The 23,259-nt window shown below is 74.5% G+C and carries 27 protein-coding genes; 15 read left to right on the top strand and 12 right to left on the bottom strand.

Annotated features, from left to right (window positions below; translation table 11 throughout):
- Positions 1 to 80: 80 nt before the first annotated feature.
- The 5 genes from CRP30_RS17575 (at position 81) to CRP30_RS17595 (ending at position 4,760) form a co-directional block, all read left to right on the top strand.
- Complete coding sequence (locus CRP30_RS17575) at positions 81 to 1,244, top strand: MFS transporter (RefSeq protein WP_159961782.1); 1,164 nt, start codon at positions 81 to 83, stop codon at positions 1,242 to 1,244.
- Between the two features lie 50 nt (positions 1,245 to 1,294).
- Positions 1,295 to 2,374 (top strand): FAD-dependent oxidoreductase, encoded by a 1,080-nt coding sequence (locus CRP30_RS17580; RefSeq protein ID WP_097185283.1) that lies wholly within the window; start codon positions 1,295 to 1,297, stop codon positions 2,372 to 2,374.
- Between the two features lie 144 nt (positions 2,375 to 2,518).
- Complete coding sequence (locus CRP30_RS17585; protein ID WP_097185284.1) at positions 2,519 to 3,454, top strand: ABC transporter ATP-binding protein; 936 nt, start codon at positions 2,519 to 2,521, stop codon at positions 3,452 to 3,454.
- Positions 3,451 to 4,284 carry an ABC-2 transporter permease gene (locus CRP30_RS17590; protein WP_097185285.1) on the top strand — a complete coding sequence of 278 codons (834 nt, stop codon included), beginning with the start codon at positions 3,451 to 3,453 and terminating at the stop codon, positions 4,282 to 4,284. Before CRP30_RS17585 ends, CRP30_RS17590 begins: the two co-directional genes overlap by 4 nt.
- Before the next feature lie 50 nt (positions 4,285 to 4,334).
- Entirely contained in the window at positions 4,335 to 4,760 is a 426-nt protein-coding gene (locus tag CRP30_RS17595) for a hypothetical protein (RefSeq protein ID WP_200814831.1), read from the top strand.
- Here the strand turns inward: CRP30_RS17595 and CRP30_RS17600 are convergent.
- The gene (locus CRP30_RS17600) at positions 4,682 to 5,851 is read right to left on the bottom strand and encodes an MFS transporter (protein ID WP_097185286.1); all 1,170 of its coding nucleotides are present in this window, start codon (positions 5,849 to 5,851) and stop codon (positions 4,682 to 4,684) included. The two genes, CRP30_RS17595 and CRP30_RS17600, sit on opposite strands and share 79 nt — an antisense overlap.
- A gap of 54 nt (positions 5,852 to 5,905) precedes the next feature.
- Between CRP30_RS17600 and CRP30_RS17605 the strand changes: the two genes are divergently transcribed.
- Positions 5,906 to 6,427 carry a DUF488 domain-containing protein gene (locus CRP30_RS17605; protein ID WP_097185287.1) on the top strand — a complete coding sequence of 174 codons (522 nt, stop codon included), beginning with the start codon at positions 5,906 to 5,908 and terminating at the stop codon, positions 6,425 to 6,427.
- Positions 6,428 to 6,460: 33 nt separating this feature from the next.
- On the opposite strand, the gene pruA is transcribed toward CRP30_RS17605, so the two are convergent.
- Positions 6,461 to 8,086 carry an L-glutamate gamma-semialdehyde dehydrogenase gene (gene pruA / locus CRP30_RS17610; RefSeq protein ID WP_097185288.1) on the bottom strand — a complete coding sequence of 542 codons (1,626 nt, stop codon included), beginning with the start codon at positions 8,084 to 8,086 and terminating at the stop codon, positions 6,461 to 6,463.
- Positions 8,087 to 8,142: 56 nt separating this feature from the next.
- Positions 8,143 to 9,072 carry a proline dehydrogenase family protein gene (locus tag CRP30_RS17615; RefSeq protein ID WP_200814832.1) on the bottom strand — a complete coding sequence of 310 codons (930 nt, stop codon included), beginning with the start codon at positions 9,070 to 9,072 and terminating at the stop codon, positions 8,143 to 8,145.
- 170 nt (positions 9,073 to 9,242) lie between these two features.
- On the opposite strand from CRP30_RS17615, the gene CRP30_RS17620 reads away from it, so the two are divergent.
- Positions 9,243 to 10,373 carry a PucR family transcriptional regulator gene (locus CRP30_RS17620; protein WP_097185290.1) on the top strand — a complete coding sequence of 377 codons (1,131 nt, stop codon included), beginning with the start codon at positions 9,243 to 9,245 and terminating at the stop codon, positions 10,371 to 10,373.
- A gap of 45 nt (positions 10,374 to 10,418) precedes the next feature.
- Positions 10,419 to 11,048, top strand: a complete 630-nt coding sequence (locus tag CRP30_RS17625; protein WP_097185291.1) for a biliverdin-producing heme oxygenase — start codon at positions 10,419 to 10,421, stop codon at positions 11,046 to 11,048.
- A 63-nt stretch (positions 11,049 to 11,111) separates the two neighbouring features.
- On the opposite strand, the gene CRP30_RS17630 is transcribed toward CRP30_RS17625, so the two are convergent.
- The 9 genes from CRP30_RS17630 to paaA all read right to left on the bottom strand — a co-directional run bounded on the left by CRP30_RS17630 (position 11,112) and on the right by paaA (position 17,852).
- Positions 11,112 to 11,450: a hypothetical protein gene (locus tag CRP30_RS17630; protein WP_235003506.1), complete on the bottom strand. Its 339-nt coding sequence runs from the start codon at positions 11,448 to 11,450 to the stop codon at positions 11,112 to 11,114.
- 22 nt (positions 11,451 to 11,472) lie between these two features.
- Positions 11,473 to 12,252 (bottom strand): SDR family NAD(P)-dependent oxidoreductase, encoded by a 780-nt coding sequence (locus CRP30_RS17635; protein ID WP_097185292.1) that lies wholly within the window; start codon positions 12,250 to 12,252, stop codon positions 11,473 to 11,475.
- A gap of 78 nt (positions 12,253 to 12,330) precedes the next feature.
- Positions 12,331 to 13,161, bottom strand: coding sequence for a polysaccharide deacetylase family protein (locus tag CRP30_RS17640; protein WP_097185293.1), 831 nt, complete (start codon positions 13,159 to 13,161; stop codon positions 12,331 to 12,333).
- 129 nt (positions 13,162 to 13,290) lie between these two features.
- Complete coding sequence (gene idi / locus CRP30_RS17645) at positions 13,291 to 13,821, bottom strand: isopentenyl-diphosphate Delta-isomerase (protein ID WP_235003507.1); 531 nt, start codon at positions 13,819 to 13,821, stop codon at positions 13,291 to 13,293.
- A 40-nt stretch (positions 13,822 to 13,861) separates the two neighbouring features.
- On the bottom strand, positions 13,862 to 14,959 hold the full coding sequence (gene paaE, locus CRP30_RS17650) for a 1,2-phenylacetyl-CoA epoxidase subunit PaaE (RefSeq protein ID WP_235003508.1): 1,098 nt from the start codon (positions 14,957 to 14,959) through the stop codon (positions 13,862 to 13,864).
- Complete coding sequence (paaD, locus tag CRP30_RS17655) at positions 14,959 to 15,498, bottom strand: 1,2-phenylacetyl-CoA epoxidase subunit PaaD (protein ID WP_235003509.1); 540 nt, start codon at positions 15,496 to 15,498, stop codon at positions 14,959 to 14,961. The genes paaE and paaD overlap by 1 nt, the downstream gene beginning before the upstream one ends.
- Positions 15,495 to 16,406 carry a 1,2-phenylacetyl-CoA epoxidase subunit PaaC gene (gene paaC / locus CRP30_RS17660; RefSeq protein WP_097185295.1) on the bottom strand — a complete coding sequence of 304 codons (912 nt, stop codon included), beginning with the start codon at positions 16,404 to 16,406 and terminating at the stop codon, positions 15,495 to 15,497. The genes paaD and paaC overlap by 4 nt, the downstream gene beginning before the upstream one ends.
- A gap of 94 nt (positions 16,407 to 16,500) precedes the next feature.
- Positions 16,501 to 16,863: a 1,2-phenylacetyl-CoA epoxidase subunit PaaB gene (gene paaB, locus CRP30_RS17665; RefSeq protein ID WP_097185296.1), complete on the bottom strand. Its 363-nt coding sequence runs from the start codon at positions 16,861 to 16,863 to the stop codon at positions 16,501 to 16,503.
- Positions 16,860 to 17,852, bottom strand: coding sequence for a 1,2-phenylacetyl-CoA epoxidase subunit PaaA (gene paaA, locus CRP30_RS17670; protein WP_235003510.1), 993 nt, complete (start codon positions 17,850 to 17,852; stop codon positions 16,860 to 16,862). The genes paaB and paaA overlap by 4 nt, the downstream gene beginning before the upstream one ends.
- Positions 17,853 to 17,904: 52 nt before the next feature.
- Between paaA and CRP30_RS17675 the strand changes: the two genes are divergently transcribed.
- The 7 genes from CRP30_RS17675 to CRP30_RS17705 are packed head-to-tail and all read left to right on the top strand — an operon-like array spanning position 17,905 to position 23,258.
- Positions 17,905 to 18,513 carry a TetR/AcrR family transcriptional regulator gene (locus tag CRP30_RS17675; RefSeq protein WP_097185297.1) on the top strand — a complete coding sequence of 203 codons (609 nt, stop codon included), beginning with the start codon at positions 17,905 to 17,907 and terminating at the stop codon, positions 18,511 to 18,513.
- Positions 18,514 to 18,550: 37 nt separating this feature from the next.
- A complete protein-coding gene (locus CRP30_RS17680) occupies positions 18,551 to 19,381 on the top strand; it encodes an alpha/beta fold hydrolase (protein ID WP_097185298.1) in 831 nt (276 codons plus the stop codon).
- Between the two features lie 7 nt (positions 19,382 to 19,388).
- Positions 19,389 to 20,741, top strand: coding sequence for an MFS transporter (locus tag CRP30_RS17685; protein ID WP_097185299.1), 1,353 nt, complete (start codon positions 19,389 to 19,391; stop codon positions 20,739 to 20,741).
- 53 nt (positions 20,742 to 20,794) lie between these two features.
- Complete coding sequence (locus CRP30_RS17690; RefSeq protein ID WP_097185300.1) at positions 20,795 to 21,127, top strand: cytoplasmic protein; 333 nt, start codon at positions 20,795 to 20,797, stop codon at positions 21,125 to 21,127.
- Positions 21,128 to 21,145: 18 nt separating this feature from the next.
- Positions 21,146 to 21,340: a helix-hairpin-helix domain-containing protein gene (locus tag CRP30_RS17695; RefSeq protein ID WP_097185301.1), complete on the top strand. Its 195-nt coding sequence runs from the start codon at positions 21,146 to 21,148 to the stop codon at positions 21,338 to 21,340.
- A 53-nt stretch (positions 21,341 to 21,393) separates the two neighbouring features.
- Entirely contained in the window at positions 21,394 to 21,975 is a 582-nt protein-coding gene (locus CRP30_RS17700; RefSeq protein ID WP_097185391.1) for a winged helix-turn-helix domain-containing protein, read from the top strand.
- A complete protein-coding gene (locus tag CRP30_RS17705) occupies positions 21,972 to 23,258 on the top strand; it encodes an MFS transporter (RefSeq protein WP_159961784.1) in 1,287 nt (428 codons plus the stop codon). Before CRP30_RS17700 ends, CRP30_RS17705 begins: the two co-directional genes overlap by 4 nt.
- The last annotated feature ends 1 nt before the right edge of the window (position 23,259 follow it).

Consider the following 23,259-nt stretch of genomic DNA (forward strand, 5'->3'; position numbering starts at 1 on the left):
CGCGACCCTCCCGTCCACCTGGCGACGATCTTGGCCCGCCGTCCCGGATTCCGCGCGTCGGGCCGCGTAGCGTCCCGGCCGTGCGGGGGGCGACTGCGGGTCGACGGCAGCTGGACGCCCTGACCTTCGCCCTGTTCTCAGTGGCCCTGGGCACCAACGTGCCCACTCCCCTGCTGCTGGTGTACCGGGACACCCTGGAGCTGTCGGAGTCCGACCTCACCGCGATCTTCGGCTGCTACGCCGTCGGCCTGATCCTGGCGCTCAGCGTCTCCGGGGCGGCATCGGACCGGTTCGGACGACGGGCCCTGGTCATCCCGTTCGGCGTCGTCGCCGGCCTGGTCTCGCTGCTGTTCATCCCGGCCGCGGAGAGCCTGCCCCTGCTCTACGCCGGGCGGCTGCTGCAGGGCGCCGTCTCCGGCGTCGTCTTCTCAGTGGCCAACGCCTGGCTGCAGGAGCTCGCCGGTCCGGAGGGTCAGCAGTCGGCGGCCACCCGCGGCGCGGTGTCGACGTCGCTCGGCTTCGCCATCGCCCCCGCGATGAGCGGCGTCCTGGCGCAGTACGGCCCGGCGCCGACCGCACTCCCCTACCTCGTGCACGTGGGTGTCCTGGTGCTGGGGCTGGCCGCGTTGCGGGGGGTGCCGGAGACGGTGCACGAGCGCCGCCCGGGCCGGCTGATGCACCTCGGCCTCCCCCGGGAGGCGCGCCGGCCCTTCCGGGCGCTGCTGGCGCCGACCGCGCTGGGGATCTTCGCGTTCCCCGCGGTCGCGGCCACACTGCTGCCACTCCTCGTGGTCCCCGACGGCGTGGGCGTCGCCTACGCCGGGCTCCTCGGCGGGCTCGCGCTGGGTTCGAGCGCGGTGGCTGCCCGGGTCGGCCGGACGGCGGAGCGGGGGGCGCCCCTGGGCATGGCGCTGGGCGCGGTCGGATTCGCCGTCGGGGTCGTCGCCGTCGTCCTGGAGTCCGAGCCCGTGCTGCTGCCCTCGGCGGTGCTGCTGGGCGCCGGGGGCGGCCTGTGCCTCACCGCAGGGCTCACCCTCACCGCACGGCTGGCACCCGCGGAGACGAGGGGCGCGATGAACAGCGCCTTCTACGCCTTCGCCTACATCGGCTTCGGCACGCCGCTGCTGCTCGCCTGGCTGACGTCGGCGTTCGGGGCCGTGCCGGCGCTCGCCGCCTTCGTCGCGGTCCCCGCCGGCCTCGCCGTGTGGCTGTGGTCCGAGCTGCGGCGGACCGTGCCCGACTGACCCCGGGGAAGCCCGCGCGCTGCCGCGGCGTTGGTGCGGTCGTGGAGGGCATGCGGGACGTCGACGTCGTCGTGATCGGCGCCGGGCAGGCAGGACTCTCCACCGCCTGGTCGCTGGCCCGGCAGGGCTTCGCGCCGGAGACCGGCTTCGTCGTCCTCGACGCCGACGACGCACCCGGCGGGGCGTGGCAGCACCGCTGGCCGTCGCTGACCCTCGGCACCACGCACCGCGTGCACGACCTGCCCGGTCTCCGGTTCGAGCCCCCGGACGACACCACACCTGCCGTCGACTCCGTCCCCGCCTACTTCGCCGAGTACGAGCGTCGCTTCGACCTCCCGGTGCACCGGCCGGTCCGCGTCCGCGCCGTCCACCGCACCGACGACGACCGGTTCCGCGTCGAGACCGACGCCGGCGAGTGGACGGCGCGCGCGATCGTCAACGCCACCGGCACCTGGACCCGCCCGTTCGTCCCGCGGTACCCCGGCCAGGACCTCTTCCGCGGCCGGCAGCTGCACACCGTCGACTACCGCGCGGCGGAGGACTTCGCCGGACAGCACGTGGTCGTGGTCGGCGGCGGCGCCTCGGCCACCCAGCTGCTGGGTGAGATCTCCCGGGTCGCGTCGACCACCTGGGTCACCCGCCGCCCGCCCGTCTGGCGGGACGGGGTGTTCGACGAGGACGCCGGCCGCGAGGTGGTCGCGAAGGTGGAGCAGGCCGTGCGGGAGGGCCGCCGCCCCGGCAGCGTCGTCGGCCTCACCGGCCTCCTGGTCTCCACCCCGTACATCGCCGACGGGCTCGAGCGGGGCGTCTTCGACCGGCTGCCGATGTTCGACCGCATCACCGAGGACGGCGTCGCCTGGGACGGGGACGGCGGCCGGTTCGTGCGGGCCGACGCCATCCTCTGGGCCACCGGCTTCCGGGCAGCGGTGCAGCACCTGGCCCCGCTGCACCTGCGGGGGGCGGGCGGGGGCATCCGCATGGACGGCACGCACGTGGCCGACGAGCCGCGGGTCCACCTCGTCGGCTACGGCCCCTCGGCCAGCACGATCGGCGCCAACCGCGCGGGCCAGGCGGCGGCCCGCCAGCTGCGCCGACTGCTGCACGACCCGGAACTCCCCCGCACCGCCTGACCAGGGACGCCCCCGGCGGGTCCCACAGGAGACCTTCAGGGTCCGTTCAGGGTCGGTTCAGGGCTCTCCCCGATGTATCCGGGGTGCCCGCACCGCCATCGTTCCTGGCATGACTTCTCCCCACGCCGGCCGCGGATCGCTCGCATGATCACCGCCCAGAGGCTGACCAAGATCTACGGCGACAAGCCCGCGGTCGACGGCATCTCCTTCACCGTCGAACCCGGACGGGTCACCGGCTTCCTCGGCCCCAACGGCGCCGGCAAGTCGACGACGATGCGGATGGTGCTGGGGCTCGACCGGCCGACCTCCGGCCGCGTGCTGGTGAACGGCCGTCGCTACGCCGACTACCCGGCCCCCCTGCGCGAGGTCGGAGCGCTCCTCGAGGCGCGCGCACTGCACCCGGGGCGCTCGGCACGCGACCACCTCCGCTGGCTGGCCGCGAGCAACGGCATCCCCCGCACGCGGGTCGACGAGGTGCTCGGGCTCGTGGGGCTGGAGTCCGTCGCCGACAAGCGGGTGGGCAAGTTCTCGCTCGGCATGGGCCAGCGACTCGGCATCGCCGTGGCGCTCCTCGGTGACCCGCCGGTCGTCGTCCTGGACGAGCCGGTCAACGGACTGGACCCGGAGGGCATCCGCTGGGTCCGGACCCTCGCCCGCGAGCTGGCCGCGCAGGGCCGGACGGTCTTCGTGTCCAGCCACCTCATGTCGGAGATGGCGCTGACCGCCGACCACCTGGTCGTCGTCGGCCGCGGCCGGATCCTCGCCGACTGCTCGATGACCGACTTCATCGCCGACCACGCCACGTCCTACGTGCGGGTCGCCAGCCCTCAGCGGAGCGAGGTCGCCGACCTGTTGCGCCGGCAGGGGCTCGACGTCGCCCTCCACGACGGGGAGCTCCGCGTCCAGGGGCTCGACGCCGCGTCCGTGGGTGAGCTCGTCGGGAAGAACGGGCTGCTCCTGCACGAGCTGACCCTCGTCCGGTCATCGCTCGAGGACGCCTTCATGACGCTCACCGCGGACAGCGTGGAGTACTCCGCCCACTCCGTGCCCACCACCACGACCACCGGGATCCCCGCATGACCACCACCGAGTTCTCCCGGACCGTCGACCTCGACCCCGACCGCAACGTGCCGGGCGCCCCCCGGCCGGGGTTCGGGCACACCCTGCGGGCGGAGTGGATCAAGTTCTGGTCGGTGCGGTCGACGTTCTGGTCGGCGGCGATGCTCTTCGTCATCGGGGTCGGCCTGACCGTCCTGGTCTGCGCCACCAACGCCGAATGGCTGGCCAGCGACGGAGCCGACGAGCACCCCGGTTCCTTCATCACCTTCGGCATGACGTTCGCGCAGATCACCGCGATCGTCCTGGGCACGCTGGCCGTCACCTCCGAGTACGGCACCGGCATGATCCGGGCGACGCTGGCCGCGACACCCCGGCGCGGTGCCGTCCTCGCCGCCAAGGCGCTGGTGCTGACGGGGACGCTCTTCGTGGCCGGCACCGTCACCGCCTTCGCGGGCTACCTCGGCGGGAACTGGTTCCTCGGCAACGAGGGCATCGGCCTGGCCCTGAGCGACGACGGAGTGCTGCGGTCGATGTTCGGCAGCGGCCTGTACATGGCTGGTCTGGGCCTGCTCGCGGCCGGCGTCGGGCTGCTGCTGCGGCACACCGCGGCCGCGCTGTCGACCGTCCTGGCGTTGGTCTTCGTCGTCGGCAACATGGTGTTCCTGCTCCCCGGCGCCTGGGGTGAGTGGGCGGGCAAGCTGATGCCGGGCAACGCCGGATCGGGTGTCGCCGCCCCGGTGTCCTTCAACCCCGACCTGCTCGACCCCTGGATCGGCTTCGCGGTGTTCGCCGGCGAGGTCGCCGTCGTGCTCGTCATCGCCTGGGTGACCTTCCGGCGCCGGGACGCCTGACCCCCGCCCCGCCTGTGCCCCGGCCCTCCCGGCCGGGGCACAGTGGTGTCGTGACCTCACCCGATCCGCTGGTCGAGGGCGCCCGTCGCGCCGACCACTTCCTGACCCTGCTCGCCACCGACGACACCGCCGCGGGCGAGCTGCTCGAGAGCCTCGCCGAGATCCGCGACCTGGTGTTCCTGGGCGCCGGACTCAGCGCTGTCGCCCGCAGCGAGGCCCGCTCGCTGCCGCCGGCGCAGCGCGCACAGGCCAACACCCGCCAGCTCCGGCTGGGCGTGCTCCGCGACGCCAACCGCAGCAACCCCGCGGGACTGCGGACGTGGCTGCGCCGGGCCGGCGAGGAGATCCTGCTGATCCGCTCGCAGCAGACGATCGCCGACCGCCTGGAGATCGCCGATCAGGAGCGGATGGCGACCCGGGCAGCGGCCGAGGCCAGCGGCACGGCTCCCGCCAGCAACGCCGCGACGACGACGTAGGTCCAGTCCAGCCCGATCCCGGCGGCGAGGAAGCCCAGGGCCAGGGCGCCGATCGCGGTGCCCGCGTCGAAGGAGGCGTTCCACATCGCGCTGGCCGTCGTCGTCCCGCCCTCCCCGGCCCGGGCGAACGCCGCGACGAGCGTGAGGTTCTGCGCGGCGCCGTAGCCCGCGCCGAACACGGCGGCGCCGGCCAGGACCCAGCCCGCCCCCGCGTCCAGCCCGACGGCGGTGACGACCATGCCGACCGCGGCCACGACCAGCGCCAGTGGCAGGAGCAGGCCGGTTCCGAGCCGGTCGGACAGCGTGCCCGAGCGCCAGCGGGTCACCGCGCCGGTCACGCCGAACACCAGCAGGGCGACGGTCGCCAGCACGCCGTCCGGACGCTCGATGGGCAGGAACGTGACCAGCCCGCCGCCGGCCATGGTGACGAGGAACAGCACCGCCGACGGCAGCAGGGCTGCCCGCACCGCGGCGCGTCCGGAACCGGCAGGTCCCGGGCCGGGCTGCGGTCCCACCGACCGGACCAGCCGCGGCACCAGGAACGCGCCCAGCACCGGGGAGGCCGCCAGCCAGGAGAGCCAGCCCACGTGACCGTCGAGCACCAGGGCGACCCCGGCAGGTACGGCGACCAGGTTGGGGATCGCGATCGCGAGACCGTAGAGGCCGACGGACTCGCCGCGGCGTTCCGGCGGGGCGACCCGGGCGGCCAGCGTCGCGCCCAGCACGGTGAGGACGGCGAAGCCGGCACCGCGCACCGCGGAGAGTGCGCAGATCCAGGCGAGGCCGTCGTCCACGACGTAGAACGGCGACGGGAGGCCCATCGCCAGCAGCCCCGCGACGAGGACCGGCCCCACGCCGAAGCGTGTGGTCAGCGCCGGGATCGTCGCCTGGAAGGCCACGGTCACCACGAGGAAGACGGCGGTGACGAGGCCCGCCGTGCTCGCGGCCGCGCCACCGCCCACCGCGTACACGGGGAGGGACGCCAGGGTCAGGCAGAAGCTGGCGAAGCCCAGCACCGTCACACCGATCAACGCCTGCATGCCGCGGCTGCGCCACAGGGCCGTCCGCACCTCTGCCACTCCCCCACTCACCCCTCGAGTCTCCCCGCCCGTTCGCGGGACGCGGCCACCGGGTAGTCAGAGCGCATGCCGCTGCTCACCGTCGGTCACGGCCCGCAGGACCGGGCGGCCCTCGGCGCGCGCCTCACCGGTGCCGGCGTCGAGCGGCTCGTCGACATCCGGCGCTTCCCCGGCAGCCGGAACAATCCCGACGTGAGCCGGGAGTCCCTCGAGCAGTGGCTCCCGGAGACCGGCATCGGTTACCGGTGGGAGGAGCGGCTCGGCGGGCGGCGCCGGCTGCCGCCCGGGGAGCCGGTGGAGGACGACTGGTGGACGGTCGCGCAGTTCGCCGCCTACGCCACCCACACGCGGACGCCGGAGTTCTCGGCCGCGCTGGACGAGGTGCTGGAGGAGGCGGCCGGGGCCGTGGTCGCGGTGATGTGCAGCGAGAGCCTCTGGTGGCGCTGCCACCGGCGGTTGGTCGCCGACGTCGCCGCCCTGGCGCGGGGCGTGCCAGTCACGCACCTCATGCCCGACGGCCGGCTGGCCCCGCACCGCGCTTCCGACGGCGCCGTCCTCGCCGACGGCGTCCTCACCTGGCCGGCCTGAAGGGCCTTTATCGCCATAAGGGCCCTTCGGGGCTCAGCCCATGTGCGGGTAGGTGTGGTCGGTCGCGGGGGCGAACGTCTCCTTGATGGACCGGGTGCTTGTCCAGCGCTGCAGGTTCTGCGGGGCGCCGGCCTTGTCGTTGGTGCCCGACGCCCGACCGCCGCCGAAGGGTTGCTGGCCGACGACGGCCCCGGTCGGCTTGTCGTTGACGTAGAAGTTGCCCGCCGCGTTGCGCAGGAACCGCTGCGCGGCCGCGATCGCCGTCCGGTCCTGCGCGATGATCGAGCCGGTCAGCGCGTACGGCGCCACCGACTCCATCTGGGTCAGCACCGCGTCGTACTCCGCGTCGTCGTAGACGTGCACCGCCAGCACCGGGCCGAAGTACTCGGTGCTGAACACCTCGTGCGCGGGGTCGGTGCCCTCGATGATCGTCGGTCGGACGAAGAAGCCCTCGCTGTCGTCCGCCGTCCCTCCGGCGACGACGGTCAGCGCGTCGTCGTCCTTCGCCCGGTCCAGGACGCCGGAGAGCTTCGAGAACGACTTCCGGTCGATGACGGCGCCCATGAAGTTCGAGAAGTCGGTGACGTCGCCCATGGACAGCGACTCGGTGGTCGCCACCAGGTCGTCCTTCAGCCGGGTCCAGACGCTGCGCGGGACGTAGGCGCGGGACGCCGCCGAGCACTTCTGGCCCTGGAACTCGAAGGCGCCCCGGATCATCGCCGTCCGCAGCACGTCGACGTCGGCGGAGGGGTGCGCCACGATGAAGTCCTTGCCGCCGGTCTCGCCGACGATGCGCGGGTAGCCGCGGTAGCCCGCGATGTTCTCCCCCACGGTCCGCCACAGGTGCTGGAACACCGGCGTCGACCCGGTGAAATGGATGCCGGCCAGGTCGCGGTCGGCCAGGGCCACCTCCGACACCGGGATGCCGTCGCCGGTGACCAGGTTGATGACGCCCGGCGGCAGGCCCGCGGCCTCCAGCAGCCGCATCGTGAGGTGCGCGGCGAACTGCTGCGTCGGCGAGGGCTTCCAGACGACCGTGTTGCCCATGAGGGCCGGCGCGGTGGGCAGGTTGCCGGCGATCGCGGTGAAGTTGAACGGCGTGATCGCGTAGACGAAGCCCTCGAGCGGGCGGTGGTCGACGCGGTTCCACACGCCCGGCGAGGACTCCGGCTGCTCGGCCATGATCTGCCGCGCGAAGTGCACGTTGAACCGCCAGAAGTCGATCAGCTCGCAGGCCGCGTCGATCTCCGCCTGGTAGGCGGTCTTGCTCTGGCCGAGCATCGTGGCGGCGTTGAGCGTCTGCCGCCACGGTCCGGCCAGCAGGTCCGCGGCCTTGAGGAACACCGCGGCGCGGTCGTCGAAGGACAGCTCCTGCCAGCCCGGCGCCGCCTCCTTCGCGGCGCGGACCGCGTCCTGCGCGTCGGCGTGCGTGGCCTGCGCGGAGGTGCCCAGGACGGCGGCGTGCCGGTGCGGCTGGACGACCTCGAACGTCTCGCCCGACGCCATCCGCCGGCGGCCGCCGATCGTGCTGGTCAGCTCGAGGGGTTCCGAGGCCAAGGCCTTCAGGCGGGACTCGAGCTCGGCGCGCTCGGCCGAGCCGGGGGCGTAGCTGAGGACCGGCTCGTTGCGCGGAGCCGGGACACGGGTGACGGCGTCCATGGACGGGGCCTTCCGGTTGGGAAGGGCCAAAGTGGCCACTTTGGCCCTGGGGCGGGTCAGGACTTCGTGACGAGGGAGCGGAGGAAGAAGCCGACGTTGGCGGGCCGCTCGGCCAGCCGGCGCATGAAGTACGCGTACCAGTCGACGCCGTACGGGACGTAGGCCCGCACGCGTGTCCCCGCGTGAGCCAGCCGGCGCTGCTCGTCGGGCCGGATGCCGTAGAGCATCTGCACCTCCCACGAGTCCGCGGCCCGCGAGTGCTGGGCGGCCAGCTCGTGCGCGAGCGCGATCATCGCCGGGTCGTGCGAGCCGACCATCGGGTAGCCGGGGCCGGCCATGAGGATCTCCAGGCAGCGGGCGTAGGCGGCGTCGACGTCCTTCTTCTTCTCGTGGGCGACCGTCGGCGGCTCGTCGTAGGCGCCCTTCACCAGCCGCACACGGGAGCCGGTGACGGCGAGCGCCTTGGCGTCGTCCTCGGTGCGGACGAGCATCGCCTGCAGGACGGCGCCGGTGCCCGGGTGTTCCTTGCGCAGCTCCGCGAGGGCGGCCAGCGTGGAGTCGACGGTGCGGTGGTCCTCCATGTCGAGGGTGACCGTCGTGCCGATCGCGGTCGCCGCCTCGACGACGGGCCGCACCAGCTCCAGCGCGAGGTCGTGTCCGTCGGGGAGCGCCTGTCCGAACGCCGACAGCTTGACCGACACCTCCGCGTCCGCCCCGAGCCCCAGCGCGGTCAGCCCGTCGAGCAGCGCCAGGTAGGCGTCCCGGGAGCGCTCGGCCTCGGCCCGGGTGGTGATGTCCTCCCCGAGGTGGTCGAGGGTGACGGCGACGCCGTCGGCGTGCAGCGCACGCACGACGGACAGGGCCTCGTCGAGGGTCTCCCCCGCGACGAACCGGTCGACCACCCGCCGGGTCGCCGGGTTGCCGGTGACCGCGCGGCGCAGCCCGGGACGGCGGGATGCGGCGAGCAGAGCCTTCTGCAGGACCACGGGTACCTCCGGGCAGCGGGGAGACGGCGTCGGACGGCGGACACCTACGACGCTAGGCACCGCCACCCCTTCGAGCCAGGGACAGATGTCCAGACCTGGCGGCCGTGCTCTCATACAGATGTACAGAGGCAGGGCCTTCGTGGCCACTGAGGCCGTGAGGAGGGTGCGCGATGCGGGACGACCTGCAGGAGCTGGTGGACGAGGTCTCACGCGTGCTCGCCGCCCCTGCCACGCTCGAGGACGCCGACTTCACGCTGCTGGCCTTCTGCGCGCACGACGACAGCACCGCGGGGGCGATGGACGCCGTCCGCACGCGCTCGATCCTGACCCGCGGATCGCCCGCGCCCACCCGCGCGTGGTTCGAGGAGTTCGGCATCGCGTCGGCCGAGGGACCGCTGCGCACGCCCGCGGACCCGGTGGCGGGCATCCTCACCCGGCTGGTCCTGCCGGTGCGCCATGCCGGCCGCACCCGCGGCTATCTGTGGCTGCTCGACGACGGCCGCATCGACCCCGACGACGACGGCGATCCGGCGCTGGCGGCCGCCGTGGAGCTCGCGGCCGACGCCGGCCGGCTGCTGGCCGACCGCGCCGCCGCCCCCGACGACCTCGGGCGACCGCTCTCCGCCGCTCTGACCGGCACCGGCAACGCCCGCACCCGGGGGGTGCGCGAGCTGACCGACGCGCTCGGCGACGCCCTCCCCCTCGTCGTCGTCGCGCTGGTCGCCGGCCCTCCGGGGCTGCCCGAGCGCTGGCGTCGGCCGGGGGCGGGGGCGGTCGCCACCGTCCTCGACGACCCGGCCGGTCCGGTGGGCGCCGTGCTCGTGCCCCTCACCGGGTCGGCGGACCTCCGGCCGGCGGGCGCGCTCGCCGCCGCGTCGCTCGCCGGCCTCCCCACGGGGAGCACAGCCGGGGTCTCCGAGGTGCGCGAGGGCGTCGCGGACCTGGCCGCGCAGTGGGGGCAGGCCCGCGCGGCCGCGCGCGTCGCCGGAGCCGTGCCGCAGCTGTCCCCCGTCGCGCACTGGGCGGAACTGGGCGCCTGGCGCACCGCGAGCGCGCTCACCGGCCCGGATCCCGTCGTGGTCCCCCTGCTGTCCGACGTGGCGCTCGCCCGGACCGCGGAGGTCTTCCTCGACTGCGCGGGCAGCGCCTCCCGGGCCGCCGCCGAGCTGCGGGTCCACCGGCAGACGCTGTACTACCGGCTCGCCCGCATCGAGGAGCTCACCGGGCTGGACCTCGCCGACGGCGGCGCCCGGCTGCTGCTGCACGCGTCGCTGCGCGCGGCGCGTCTCGCCGCGCACTGACTGCCCACCGGACGCCCCGGCCACCGGTCACCTACGCTCGACCGGATGGCGGCGGGGGGCACAGGTGTCGGCGATCGCCGCGGGGACGACGTGCTGCGCCGGCTGCGCCTCGGCACCGCGTCGGAGCACCAGGACGTCGAGCGGACGCTCGACCTGCTCGACGCCGGTCTCGACCGCGACCGGCTGACCGCGATCCTCGACCGCATGCACGGCTTCTGGGTGGCGGCCGAGGCGGGGCTCGACCGGTGGGCCGCCGGCTCCGTGGCGGACGCGCGAGCTGTCGACTGGCCCCGCCGTCGACGGGCCGCGTCGTTCGCCGCCGACCTGCACGCGCTCGGCTCCGCCCCGTCGGCCGCGGTGCCGGAGCTGCCACCGCTCGACGGCACCGACGAGGCCCTCGGCCGCCTCTACGTGCTGGAGGGCTCGACGCTCGGCGGCGTCTTCATCGACCGGCACCTCGCCGCGCTGCCCGCCCTGGCCGACGTGCGGGTGGCCGCCTTCTCGCCGTACGGCGAGCACACCGGATCCATGTGGGCCGCCTTCCGGCGGGTCACGCGTGAGCACGTGACCGCCGGCGGGGACGCCGCGGTCATGGTCGACGCCGCCCGCGCCACGTTCGCCGCGCTCGCCGCCTGGTGCCGACCGGTCGCCCCGGCGCTGAGCGCCACCGCCTGACGGGTGCCGCGGACGACGACGCGCTCGTCGCCGTCCGGCTCCGCCCGCGGGACGCGCAGCGGCTCAGCTCCGCTCGTCCAGGTCCGGCTCGGCGAACACCGGGGTCAGCCCGTCATCCGGCGGTCCGCCCCGCGCGGGCAGGGGGGCCTCGTCCTCGGCCGCCCGCACCTGCGGCAGCGTCTCCTCGACGGTGGGTTCCCGCAGTCCCCGCGCATCGCGCTCGAGGGCGGCCAGCAGCCGCTCCTCGTCGGGGGCTAGGTCGCCGGGGCCCAGGTGGCCGCCCGGCTGACCCGCGTCGGACCCGGACGCCATGCCGCCGTCGGACCCGGACGCCATGCCGCCGTCGGACCCGGACGCCATGCCGCTGTCGGGATCCGTTCCGTGGGGTCCGGCCATGCTCATCGGATCGCCTCCTTCGGTGCGCTCATCGGGGGAAGTTCGGCTCGAGCCGCGGCACGATCTGCATCTCCGGCACGAACGCCGAGGGGTGCAGCAGCAGCAGCGTGCGCACCATCTCCGCGACGGCGGACGGCGGCATCATCAGGTGGGACGGGATGCCCCACTGCTCCATCATCGGGGTGTCCATGGCGGCGGGGATGACGGCCTGCACGCGGCACGGGAACGGCCGCTCGCTGCCGTCGGGGTGCCGCACGGCCTTCTCGCGCAGCTCCCGCTGGATGCACCGCGTCGCGTTGAGGAAGCCCGCCTTCGAACCGTTGTAGGCGATCGCTCCGCTGCCCGACGTGATGGCCGAGAGCGAGACCACGTGCACCACGTCGGCGGTGCGGCCCTCGGGCAGGTGCTGGGCCCGCTTCATGAACTCGCTGGTCAGGAAGACCGGCCCCTCGCAGTTGACCGCCTGCACCCGCCGGTAGTCGTCGAGGTCGATGTCGGTGATGTAGCCCGGCCGGTCGATGCCCGCCACGTTGACCAGGACGTCGAACGCGTCGCCGTGCCGGTCGAACAGGTCCGCGACGACGTCGCGCCGACTGGCGTCGTCCGTGACGTCCAGGGGCACGACCTCCGCCGAGCCGCCCGAGTCCGCCACCCGGGCCCGGGTCTGCTCGCTCCCGGCCGGGTCGATGTCGGCGATCACGACGTGCGCCCCCGCCTCGGCCAGGGCCACCGCCGTCGCCCGGCCGAGCCCGCTGGCCCCGCCGGTGACCAGTGCGACCCGGCCCTTCAGGGCACCGCTGTCCTCCATCGACCCTCCGTCTCCCGCCGAATCCTGTCCCCCACAGCCTCTCCGAAGACACGGCCGGGCGCAGGTCGGCAGATCGGGTCAGGCCGGGACGGCGCTCCCCGCGGCCCGGGCGCCACGCAATCGCTGCGCCGGCGTCGACCAGACGTCGGCGAGCGTGACGGTGCGCAGTCCGCGCTCCGCGATCAGTGCCAGCAGGTCGCCGTAGACGGTGGTCACCGTCGCGTGGTTGGCGTGCCCGACGACGATGCGCTGGGCGGTGAACCACTTCTGCGCGGCGGCCAACAGCTCGTCGGCGGTGAGGACCCGCGAGTCCTCGAGCGTCCCGTTCCACATGACGACGGTCGGGTGCCCCTGGTCGGCGGCGATCCGGTCGATGCGCTCGTTCCGCGCGCCGAACGGCGGCCGGAAGAAGGGGCTGTCGCGGACCCCGAACACGGTGCGCATGAACTCGCGGTTGCGGCCGATCTCCTCGGCGACCTCGCGATCGCCGAGCGTGGTCAGGTCGGGGTGGGACCAGGTGTGGTTGCCCAGCGCCACCTGGCCGGACTCGACGAGCGGGCGCAGCGCCGGCGCGTTCTCCTCCCACGACCGGTAGCAACCGTTCGGGAAGAGGGTCAGCCGGGTGCCGGTCTCGGTGGCGAACGCGGCGAACGCGCCCACGACCTCGCTGCTCGTCCCGTCGTCGATGGTGAGCGCGAGCGAGACGCCGTCACCCGGCAGGCCCTGGACGACGCCGGTCGGCGGCAGCAGGGGTGCCGGCACGGGCGCCTCGACCGTGGCCGCGGACGCCGCCGCGATCGGCGGTGACGTGGGCGCCGGGCGGGTGTCCACCAGCCCCGTCGTACCCCGGCCGACCGCCGCGCCGGCCAGGCCTGCGGCGATGGCCAGCAGAAAGGTCCGTCGCTCCATGCCGGGAAGGTAGGGAGACGACGGGGCGGGTCGGGCGAGAGCCGCCGACGACGCGCCGGTCCACCGCCGCCGGCCCCGTGTCAGTCACCCGGTGAGATCGGGTGGCTGCGCAATGCGGGGGGCTGCCGGTCAGGCGGCGGGCACCAGTCCGGCGCCCTCGATCAGGCGCGCCTGCTCGCGGCACCACGGCGACCACGCGTCCCCCTCGGTCTCCTGGCGGCGACGGAAACCGGCCCAGTCCAGCAGCTCCCACTCCTCCACCTCGGTGGGGTCGGGCTCGGGCGCCCCGGTGAAGCGCCCGAGGTACACCGGGCAGATCTCGTTCTCCACGACGCCCCGGAACTCCGCGCGGTAGCGGTAGCCGGGCACCGCCGGCCGGATGTCGGCGACGCCGAGGCCGAGCTCGAAGCGGGCGCGCCGCGCGATGGCGGTGGGGTCGTCCTCGTCGGGCCCGGGGTGGCCGCAGACGGTGTTGGTCCACATGCCGGGGAAGGTCGCCTTGTCCACGGCGCGGCGGGTGATGAGCAGGCGGCCCTCGTCGTCGAAGAGATAGGCCGAGAAGGCCCGGTGCAGCGGCGTCTCGCCGTGGTGCACCAGCGGCTTGGGCATGGTGCCGATGGACCGTCCCTCGTCGTCCACGAGGACGATCAGTTCCTGCATGACCTGCATTGTCCACGGCGGGGGCCACCCGGCGCGGGCGTCACTGGTCGTAGTCGACGGTCAGCCGGTCCGAGACCGGCAGGGACTGGCAGGTGAGCACGTAGCCGGCAGCCACCTCCGCGGGCTCCAGGGCGTAGTTGCGGCGCATCCGCACCTCGCCGTCGGTGACCCGCGCGCGGCAGGTGCCGCACACGCCGCCCTTGCAGGCGAAGGGGAGGTCGCCCCGCACCCGCTGCGCGGCGTCGAGCACCGGGACGTCCCGGGGCAGGGTCAGCGGCGTGGCCCGGCCGTCGAGGACGACGGTCACCTCGCTGGCCGGACCGGTGACCGTGGCGGCGTCCCCGCGCACCGGCTCGGGCGGGACGTCGTCGACGTAGAACAGCTCCTGGTGCACCCGCTCCCGCGGCACCCCGAGCTCCACGAGCGCGGCCCGGGCATCGGTGACCAGCCCGTGGGGGCCGCACAGCCACCAGTGGTCCACGTGCCGGACGTCCACCAGCGCCCCGACGAGGCGGCGCAGCCGCTCCCCTCCGAGCCTGCCGCTGGTCACGTCGGCGTCGCGGGCTTCCCTCGAGAGGACGTGCAGCAGCGTGAACCGCGGGCCGTGGCGGTCCTTCAGGTCCGCCAGGTCGTCGGCGAACATGACCGTGTCCGCCCGCCGGTTGCCGTACAGCAGCGTGACGGTGGATCGCCCGTCGGCGAGCGCCGTGGCCGCGAGGGAGAGCGCGGGCGTGATGCCGGAACCGGCCACCACGAAGACGTGCTCGCCCGGCGTCGAGAGGTCGGCGGTGAACCGGCCCGACGGCGGCAGCACCTCCACCTGGTCCCCCTGCGCGACCTGGTGCACCAGCCAGGAGGAGAACAGGCCGCCGGGCACCTCCCGGACGCCGATGCGCAGCGGCGCTCCGGCGGATGCACAGATCGAGTAGTCGCGGCGCTCGTCGCGGCCGTCCGCGAGCCGGCGCAGGGTCAGCGACTGCCCCGGCCGGAAGGCGAACTCGTCCGCGAGCTCCGGTGGGACGTCGAAGGTGACGGCCGCGGCGTCGTGGGTCAGCCGGTCGACCCGGGCGACGGTCAGCCGGTGGAACGTCCGGTGCCGTGGAAGGGCGGGGGCGAAGCTGACCGGAGCGGCGCCCACTAGATCTCCTTCACGTGCTCGAACGGCTCGCGGCACTCGCGGCACCGGCGCAGCGCCGTGCACGCGGTCGCACCGAACTCGCTGACCTCCTCGGTGTCGGGTGACCCGCACAGCGGGCACGCGGCCGCCCGGCGGGAGGGGCCGAGGTCCAGGGGAACGGGACCCGGGAGGCGTTGGGGGGCCGCACCGGGCGGGGCGATCCCGGCCTGGGCGAGCTTGCGGCGGCCCTCGTCGGTGATCCAGTCGGTGCTCCAGGCCGGGGAGAGCACGGTGCGGACGTCGACCCGGTCGAAGCCCGCGTCGTGCAGCGCGTGCAGCAGGTCGGCCCGCATGACGCCCATGGCGGGGCAGCCCGAGTAGGTCGGGGTGAGCTCGACGACCACGGTGCCGTCGTGCTCGCGGCGCACGTCCCGGAGCACCCCCAGGTCGGCCAGGGTGAGGACCGGCAGCTCGGGGTCGACGACGGTCTCGGCCACCGTCCGCGGCTCGACGGCCGGGCCGGTGTCGCCCGCCGACCGCCGCAGGGTCCGCCCGCTCACCACGTCGCTCCGGGATGGGCGCGGGCGACGTCCTGGAGGCGGTCCAGCAGGACGGTCAGCTCCGGACCGTGCTCCCCGGCCCGCCCGCGCGGCGGGGCGTCGGCCGGCCAGGCGGGAACGGCCAGCGTCGCCCGGGTCAGCACCTGGGTCAGGACGCCGCGCACCTCGTCCCGCAGCTCTGCCGGGTCGATCCCCACGCCCGCGTCGGCGAGCCGCCGCTCGACGGGCGTGGCGGTGAAGAGGTCCGCCGTCAGCGGCCAGACGGCGTCCGCGGCGGTCCGGGCACGCCGGTGCGACTCCGCCGTCCCGTCGCCGAGGCGCAGGACCCAGCGGGCGGCGTGGTCGCGGTGGTAGGTCAGCTCGGGGACGGCCTTGGCCGCGACGGCGGCCAGCACCGGGTCGCGGGAGGTCCGGAGCCGGGCGGCGAGGGCGAGCCGCCAGGTGGCGGCCACCAGCAGCCGGACGACGACGTGCGCGAAGTCGCCGTCGGGCGCCGTCACCAGGGCGGAACAGCGGAACTCGTCCGGGTCGCGGAAGTAGGCGAGGGCGTCCTCGTCGGGCACCCCGGGCCCGGCGCGCTCCCGCGAGCGGCCCAGCACGCCGGCCGACCCCGCCCGGGACAGCAGCAGCCGCGCCTGCCCGAGGAGGTCGAGGGCGATGTTGGCCAGCGCGACCTCCTCCTCGAGCTCCGGGGCGCGGGTGATCCACTCGGTGAGCCGCTGGCCGAGGACGAGCGCGTCGTCGCCGAGCATCAGGCAGTAGGCGCCCAGGTCGGCGGGGTCGACGGCGTCGGGGACCGTGGCGTCGACGCCGGCCAGCGGGTCGTCGAAGCCGGTGCCGAACGCCCAGCGCGCCTCGTCGCCATGAGCCGCGGTGAGCGCGTCGTACACGGTCTCCTGGTGACCCATGGCGCAACGCTCCTTTGCTGGCTGACGGGAGGCTGGAAGGCCCCCTTCCAGGGGCCCGCCGCCGAGGTACGAGGTGGCGGGGAGGAAGGGGGTCCTATATGTGGGGGACGTCGTCGGGGATGTCGTAGAACGTCGGGTGGCGGTAGACCTTGTCGCCGCTCGGCGCGAACATCGGGTCCTTCTCGTCGGGGCTCGAGGCGGTGACGTCGGCGGAGCGGACCACCCAGATGCTCACGCCCTCGTTGCGGCGCGTGTAGAGGTCGCGCGCGGCGTGCACGGCCATCTCGGCGTCGGGTGCGTGCAGCGAGCCGACGTGCACGTGGTTGAGCCCGCGCTTGCCGCGGACGAACACCTCGTAGAGCGGCCAGTCGCGGCGGCTCACCGTCGGCTCGGGCTGCACCGGGACACCGGAGAGCGGAACGGCGCCGTGGCCACCTTCGGCGGTCATCTCGCTCATGCGCGCTTCTCTGCTGCGTGCTTCTCCGCGTAGGCCGTGGCCGCTTCGGTCACCCAGGCGTTGTCGTCGCGGGCCGCGCGGCGGCGGGCGAGGCGCAGGCGGTTCATCGCGCCCTCCCCGCTGATCACCCGCTTGAGCTCGGACCAGTCGATGGCGCCGAACCGGTGGCGGCCCGTCTCCGGGTCGAGGGACAGCTCGGGGTCGGGGAGCGTGACGCCCAGGAACTCCGCCTGCGGCACGGTCATGTCGACGTAGCGCTGACGCAGCTCGTCGTTGGTGTGCCGCTTGATCCCCCACGCCATCGACTGCGCGGTGTTGGGGCTCTCCGCGTCGGGCGGGCCGAACATCATCAGCGAGGGCCACCACCACCGGTCGACGGCGTCCTGCACCATCGCCCGTTGCTCGTCGGTGCCCCGCATCATCGTCAGCAGCAGCTCGTAGCCCTGCCGCTGGTGGAACGACTCCTCCTTGCAGATGCGGATCATCGCCCGGGCGTAGGGCCCGTAGGAGCTGCGGCACAGCGGCACCTGGTTGCAGATCGCCGCGCCGTCGACCAGCCAGCCGATCACCCCGACGTCGGCGTAGCTGAGCGTCGGGTAGTTGAAGATCGAGCTGTACTTCTGCCGGCCCTCGATCAGCTTGTCGGTGAGGTCGGCCCGATCGGCGCCGAGCGTCTCGGCGGCCGAGTAGAGGTACAGCCCGTGACCCGCCTCGTCCTGGACCTTCGCCAGCAGGATCGCCTTGCGGCGGAGGCTGGGGGCGCTGAGCAGCCAGTCGCCCTCCGGCTGCATGCCGATGATCTCGGAGTGCGCGTGCTGGGCGATCTGGCGGACGAGCGTCCTGCGGTAGCCGTCGGGCATCCAGTCGCGCGGCTCGATGCGGTGCTCGGCGGCGATGGTGTCGTCGAAGTGCCGCTGGAGCGCCTCGATGTCAGGGGTGGTCCCAGGGTCTGCCGCGGGAGCGGGAACGGGGGGCGATGCGATCGACAAACGACCCTCCTCCGCATTTACTGACCAGGTGGTCGGTAAAGTCTACCCGGTCATGAGACCTGAGTCACACACCCTCGCCCGCCGACGCGGACGGCCCGGTCACTCGCTCGACTCGCTGCTCGCCGTCGCCGTCGACGCCTTCATCGAGCGCGGTTTCGAGGCGACGAGCATGGACGAGCTGGCCGGCCGGCTCGGCGTCACCAAGTCGGCCATCTACCACCACGTGCCGCGCAAGGACGAGCTCCTGCGGCTGGCGCTCGACCGCGCCCTGGACGGCCTGTTCGCCGTCGTCCGGGAGCCCGGGGCGGTCACCGGCCCCGCCATCGACCGCCTGGAGCACGTCGTGCGCGGCTCCGTCCGGGTGCTCACATCGGAGCTGCCCTTCGTGACGCTGCTGCTGCGGGTCCGCGGGAACTCCGACGTGGAACGTGCGGCCCTGGAGCGACGGCGGGAGTTCGACCGCGTCGTCACCGGCCTCGTGCGGCTGGCCGCGACGGAGGGCAGCGTGCGCGACGACGTCCCCCCGGGCGTGGTCGCCCGGCTGCTGTTCGGCACCGTCAACTCGCTCACCGAGTGGTACCGCCCGGACGGCCGGCTGTCCGCGGAGGCGGTGGCCGACGCCGTGATCGCGACGGCGTTCTCCGGCCTGCGCACCACCTGATGCATGGAGCGGCGGGCCACCGGGGCACAGTTCCCCCGTGGACAGCTTCCGCCGTGACGGCCTGACCTTCGACGTCCTCGACGCCGGCCCCTCCGACGGCGAGCCCGTCGTCCTCCTGCACGGCTTCCCCCAGGACGCCACCGCCTGGGCGCGGGTGAGCCCGGCGCTCCACCAGCACGGGCTGCGGACCCTCGCCCCCGACCAGCGGGGCTACTCCCCCATGGCCCGACCCCACGGGCGGTCCCGGTACACCCTCCGCGAGACGACGGCCGACGTCCTCGCCCTGCTCGACGCCGCCGGACTGGAGAGCGCCCACGTCGTCGGCCACGACTGGGGCGCACTCGTGGGCTGGGCGCTGGGCGCCTGGCACCCCGACCGGGTGCGCACGCTCACCGCTCTCTCCGTGCCGCACCCTGCCGCGATGAGCAAGGCGATGGTCTCCAGCGACCAGGCGCTGCGCTCCTCCTACGTCGGCTTCTTCCAGCTGCCGGTGATCCCCGAGCAGCTGCTCCTGGCGGGCAACGGGGCGGCCCTGCGGCGGCTGCTCGCCCACGGCGGCGTCCCCGACGACGCCGTCGACCGCTACGTCGCCCGGATGCGCGAGCCGGGCGCCCTGTCGGCGGCGCTGGGCTGGTACCGGGCCCTCCCGTGGAGCGGGCGGGACCCGGTGGGCCGCGTCCGGGTGCCCACCCTGCACGTGTGGAGCACCGGCGACGCCTTCCTGGGCCGCGCGGCGACGGAGGCCACCGAGCAGTTCGTGAGCGCGCCCTACCGCCTCGAGGTGCTCGACGACGTGAACCACTGGATCCCCGAGCTGGCGCCCGACCGGGTCGCGGAACTGGTCACCGCCCACGTGCGCACCGCCTGAGCCGCTCGTGACGACGACGCCGGCCCCGCTCTCCCGCGCCGAGCGGCTGGACCGGCTGCCCTTCACCCGGGAGCACGGCCGCCTGGTGGTGGGGTCGGGGCTCGGCTGGGCGCTCGACGCCATGGACGTCGGGCTCATCTCCTTCGTCATGGCCGCCCTCGCCGTGGAGTGGCAGCTGTCGGCCACCGAGCTGTCGTGGATCGGGTCGATCGGCTTCGCCGGGATGGCGATCGGGGCCACTCTGGGCGGACTGCTGGCCGACCGGTTCGGACGGCGGCAGGTCTTCGCGATCACCCTGCTGGTCTTCGGGGTGGCGACCGGCGCGGCCGCGCTGTCCTGGTCGGTCGGCGCGCTGCTGGTGTTCCGCTTCCTGATCGGGCTGGGCCTGGGCGCGGAGCTGCCGGTGGCCTCGACCCTGGTCAGCGAGTTCGCCCCCGCCCGGGTGCGCGGCCGCATGGTGGTGCTGCTCGAGGCGTTCTGGGCGGTGGGGTGGACGCTGTCGGCGCTCATCGGCTACTTCGTCGTCCCGGGCAGCGACGACGGCTGGCGGTGGGCGCTGGCGATCGGCGCGCTGCCCGCGCTCTACGCGGCGTTCGTCCGGCGGAGCCTGCCGGAGTCGGTGCGGTTCCTGGAGACCCGCGGCCGCGTCGAGGAGGCCGAGGCCGCGGTCCGGCGCTTCGAGCACGCCGCCGGCGTGCCGCCGGTGGAGTCGCCCGTGGCCGAGCCGACGCCGTCCCCCGGGCCACGGGCCCTGTGGGCCGTCGGCACCCGGACGCGGACGGCGGCCCTCTGGGTCGTGTGGTTCAGCATCAACTTCGCCTACTACGGAGCCTTCATCTGGCTGCCGACGCTCCTCGTCGCGAACGGGTTCTCCCTCGTCCGGTCGTTCGGGTTCACGCTGGTCATCACGCTGGCCCAGCTCCCGGGCTACGCGGTCGCCGCCGTCCTCATCGAGCGGTGGGGCCGGCGGGCGACGCTCGCCACCTTCCTGGCCGGCTCGGCGGTGGGCGCCGGTCTCTTCGCCGCCGCCGACGGGGAGACCGCCGTCCTGGTCACCGGCATGGTCCTGTCCTTCTTCAACCTCGGCGCGTGGGGCGCGCTCTACGCGGTGACCCCTGAGGTGTACCCGACCGTGCTCCGGGCGACCGGCGCCGGTGCGGCAGCGGGCTTCGGCCGGCTCGCGTCGATCGCGGCCCCGCTGTGCGTCCCGCTGTTGCTGGACGCCGGGGGGACCGGGACGGTGTTCGGCACGTTCGCGGCCTTCTTCGTCCTCGGCGGGATCGCCACCTGGTGGCTGCCGGAGCGCCGGGGTCGGGCGTTGGAGGACGTCCGGCCTCCCTCCGCCGCCCGCGGAAGCTGAGCCGCACCGGAACACCTGTCCGCCGGGCGGCCCGTGGAGCACAGTCTGCGGGCATGACCCTCGATCCGGTCGCGACGAATCCCCGGCACTACGCGGTCGTCTACGAGAACGACCGGGTCCGGGTGCTCGAGTACACCGACCAGCCCGGCGACCGGACGACGCCCCACGAGCACCCGGACAGCGTCATGCACACCCTGAGCGCGTTCCGGAGACGGCTGCACTCGGGCGGGAACCACCGCGACGTCGAGATGCCGGCGGGCCTGACCGGGTGGCTGCCCGCGCAGCAGCACAGCGGCGAGAACATCGGGGACACACCCACCCATGTGCTGTTCGTCGAGCTCAAGGAGGCGAGGGGTGCCTCGGGCACCTCCCTCGGTCCCGCCTGACCCGGCATCATCCCGCGCATGACCGAACCCGACGGCTTCCCCCGTGCCATCGGCCGGCCCGCGACAGCCGCCCTGCTCGACGCCGGGTACACCGACCTCGCCGAGCTCGACGGCGTGGCCGAGGCCGACCTCCTCCACATCCACGGCGTCGGCCCGAAGGCGGTCGCCGTGCTCCGCGAGGCCCTCGCGGCCCGCGGGCTCTCCCTGACCTGACTACATGCAAAGACTTCTTTGCAAAGGTTGCTTTGCAAGCTACCGTCACCGGCATGGCAGACCCGCCTCCCGGCGCAGCGATCGACGTCCACGACGTGCGGGCCCTGCGCGCCCTCGCCCATCCCCTGCGCATGAGCCTGCTGGCGACCTTGCGCAGCGACGGTCCGTCCACCGCGAGCCGGCTCGCCGAGCGTCTCGGTGAGAGCAGCGGCGCCACCAGCTACCACCTGCGCCAGTTGGCGGGCTTCGGCTTCGTCGAGGAGGTACCGGACGAGGGCACCACCCGCGAACGGTGGTGGCGCGCCCTGCACCGCAGTACCCGCTGGAACACCGAGGACTTCCTGGACGAGCCGGGCGGCCCCGAGATCGTCGACGAGCTCACCGACCGGCTCGTCGCCCACCAGCGCCGCATGCTCGCGGCGTTCGCGGCCGAGCGCGAACGGGCCGACGCCGCGTGGCGGGCGGCCGCCTCGCTCAACGACTGGGCCCTGCGGATCTCCCCCGCACGGGCGCGGGAGCTCATGGACGAGCTGAACGGCGTCCTGCAGCGCTGGCGGGACGAGGAGGAGGAGCCCGACCAGCCCCTCGTGCACGTGCTGCTCGACCTCTTCCCGCTGCAGGACTACCCGTTGTGACCGCCGTCCTGACGCCCGACCAGGCCCGCCGCCGGTTCGTCGGCCTGACGGCGCTCCGCTGGCTCCCCGTCGGCGTCGCGGTGCCGGTCTCGGTCCTGCTGGCGACGGCGCGCGGCCTCTCCCCGGCCGACATCGGCCTCGTCGTGGCCCTCTACGGAGCCGTGACCCTCGTGCTCGAGCTGCCGACCGGCGGGCTGGCCGACGCGATCGGCCACCGGCCGGTGCTCGCCCTCTCCGGGCTGTTCACCACCGCCGGCCTGGCGACCATGGCCGTCGCCGACTCCGTGCTCCTGTTCGCCGTCGCCTGGGCGCTCAAGGGGGTGGCGCGCGCGCTCGACTCGGGGCCGCTCGAGGCCTGGTACGTCGACACCGTGCACCGCACCGACCCGGATGCCGACCTCACTCCGGGGCTGTCCCGCGCGGGCGCGGCCGACGCCGCGGGCCTCACCCTCGGCGCCGTCCTCGGGGGCGTGCTCCCCCTGCTCGCCGGACGCGACGGTGCGGCGGCGCTGGCGCTGCCGCTGCTGCTCGCCGCCGGGTTCGCCATGGGGCACGTGGTGGCCGTCCTGCTGCTCGTCGTCCCCGTCTCCCCCGACCGCGCGTCGAGCCTCGGCGCGCTGCGGGCCGGCGTGCGCGAGGTCCCCCTCGTCGTGTCGTCGACCGTGCGGCTGGTGCTGCGCGACCGGCTGCTCCGGCTGCTGCTCACGGTCTCCCTGCTCGTCGGGATCGTGCTCACCTCCCTCGAACTGCTCGGGCCGTTGCACTTCGCCGAGCTCGCCGGGTCCCCGGAGGTGGGGTCCGCGGTCTTCGGGGTCGTCACCGCGATCTCCTTCGCCGCGGCGGCCGTCGGATCGCTGCTCGCGCCGGCCGCGGGCCGCGCCGCCGGGGGTTCGGTGGTGCTGGTCAGTGCGGTCACCTCGGTGCTCGCGGCCGGGGCGATCGCGGCGTTCGCCGTGGCACCGGGCGTCGTCCTCGCCGCCGTCGCCTACTCGGCGTTTTACCTGCTCAACGGGGCGGCCTGGCCGCTGCGCAAGCAGCTCATGCACGACCAGACGACGTCGTCGCAGCGCTCGACGACGGTGTCGGCGTCGTCGCTGGCCCTGATGGTGGGCGGGATCCTCGGCAACCTGCTCCTCCCCCGGCTGGCCGACTCCGCCGGGCTGCCCACCGGCCTCCTCGCCGGAGCCGCCGGGATGCTGCTCCTGGCCCTGGTGTCGCTGGGGCTGCGGGCACGGCCCGCCGGAGTCGGCCGACCGGCGCAGAGGTCGGCCGTCGCGGGGTGAC

Source organism: Blastococcus haudaquaticus (assembly GCF_900230285.1).
Taxonomy (GTDB): domain Bacteria; phylum Actinomycetota; class Actinomycetes; order Mycobacteriales; family Geodermatophilaceae; genus Blastococcus_B; species Blastococcus_B haudaquaticus.

Coding starts and splice junctions, on each gene's coding strand:
- CRP30_RS17625 (WP_097185291.1), top strand. CDS start 10,419: ATGGCGGCGGGGGGCACAGGTGTCGGCGATCGCCGCGGGGACGACGTG.
- CRP30_RS17690 (WP_097185300.1), top strand. CDS start 20,795: ATGACCCTCGATCCGGTCGCGACGAATCCCCGGCACTACGCGGTCGTC.
- CRP30_RS17580 (WP_097185283.1), top strand. CDS start 1,295: ATGCGGGACGTCGACGTCGTCGTGATCGGCGCCGGGCAGGCAGGACTC.
- CRP30_RS17700 (WP_097185391.1), top strand. CDS start 21,394: ATGGCAGACCCGCCTCCCGGCGCAGCGATCGACGTCCACGACGTGCGG.
- pruA (WP_097185288.1), bottom strand. CDS start 8,086: ATGGACGCCGTCACCCGTGTCCCGGCTCCGCGCAACGAGCCGGTCCTC.
- CRP30_RS17630 (WP_235003506.1), bottom strand. CDS start 11,450: ATGAGCATGGCCGGACCCCACGGAACGGATCCCGACAGCGGCATGGCG.
- CRP30_RS17585 (WP_097185284.1), top strand. CDS start 2,519: ATGATCACCGCCCAGAGGCTGACCAAGATCTACGGCGACAAGCCCGCG.
- CRP30_RS17590 (WP_097185285.1), top strand. CDS start 3,451: ATGACCACCACCGAGTTCTCCCGGACCGTCGACCTCGACCCCGACCGC.
- paaB (WP_097185296.1), bottom strand. CDS start 16,863: ATGAGCGAGATGACCGCCGAAGGTGGCCACGGCGCCGTTCCGCTCTCC.
- CRP30_RS17640 (WP_097185293.1), bottom strand. CDS start 13,161: ATGGAGCGACGGACCTTTCTGCTGGCCATCGCCGCAGGCCTGGCCGGC.
- CRP30_RS17605 (WP_097185287.1), top strand. CDS start 5,906: ATGCCGCTGCTCACCGTCGGTCACGGCCCGCAGGACCGGGCGGCCCTC.
- CRP30_RS17635 (WP_097185292.1), bottom strand. CDS start 12,252: ATGGAGGACAGCGGTGCCCTGAAGGGCCGGGTCGCACTGGTCACCGGC.
- CRP30_RS17695 (WP_097185301.1), top strand. CDS start 21,146: ATGACCGAACCCGACGGCTTCCCCCGTGCCATCGGCCGGCCCGCGACA.
- CRP30_RS17620 (WP_097185290.1), top strand. CDS start 9,243: ATGCGGGACGACCTGCAGGAGCTGGTGGACGAGGTCTCACGCGTGCTC.
- idi (WP_235003507.1), bottom strand. CDS start 13,821: ATGCAGGAACTGATCGTCCTCGTGGACGACGAGGGACGGTCCATCGGC.
- paaC (WP_097185295.1), bottom strand. CDS start 16,406: ATGGGTCACCAGGAGACCGTGTACGACGCGCTCACCGCGGCTCATGGC.
- CRP30_RS17675 (WP_097185297.1), top strand. CDS start 17,905: ATGAGACCTGAGTCACACACCCTCGCCCGCCGACGCGGACGGCCCGGT.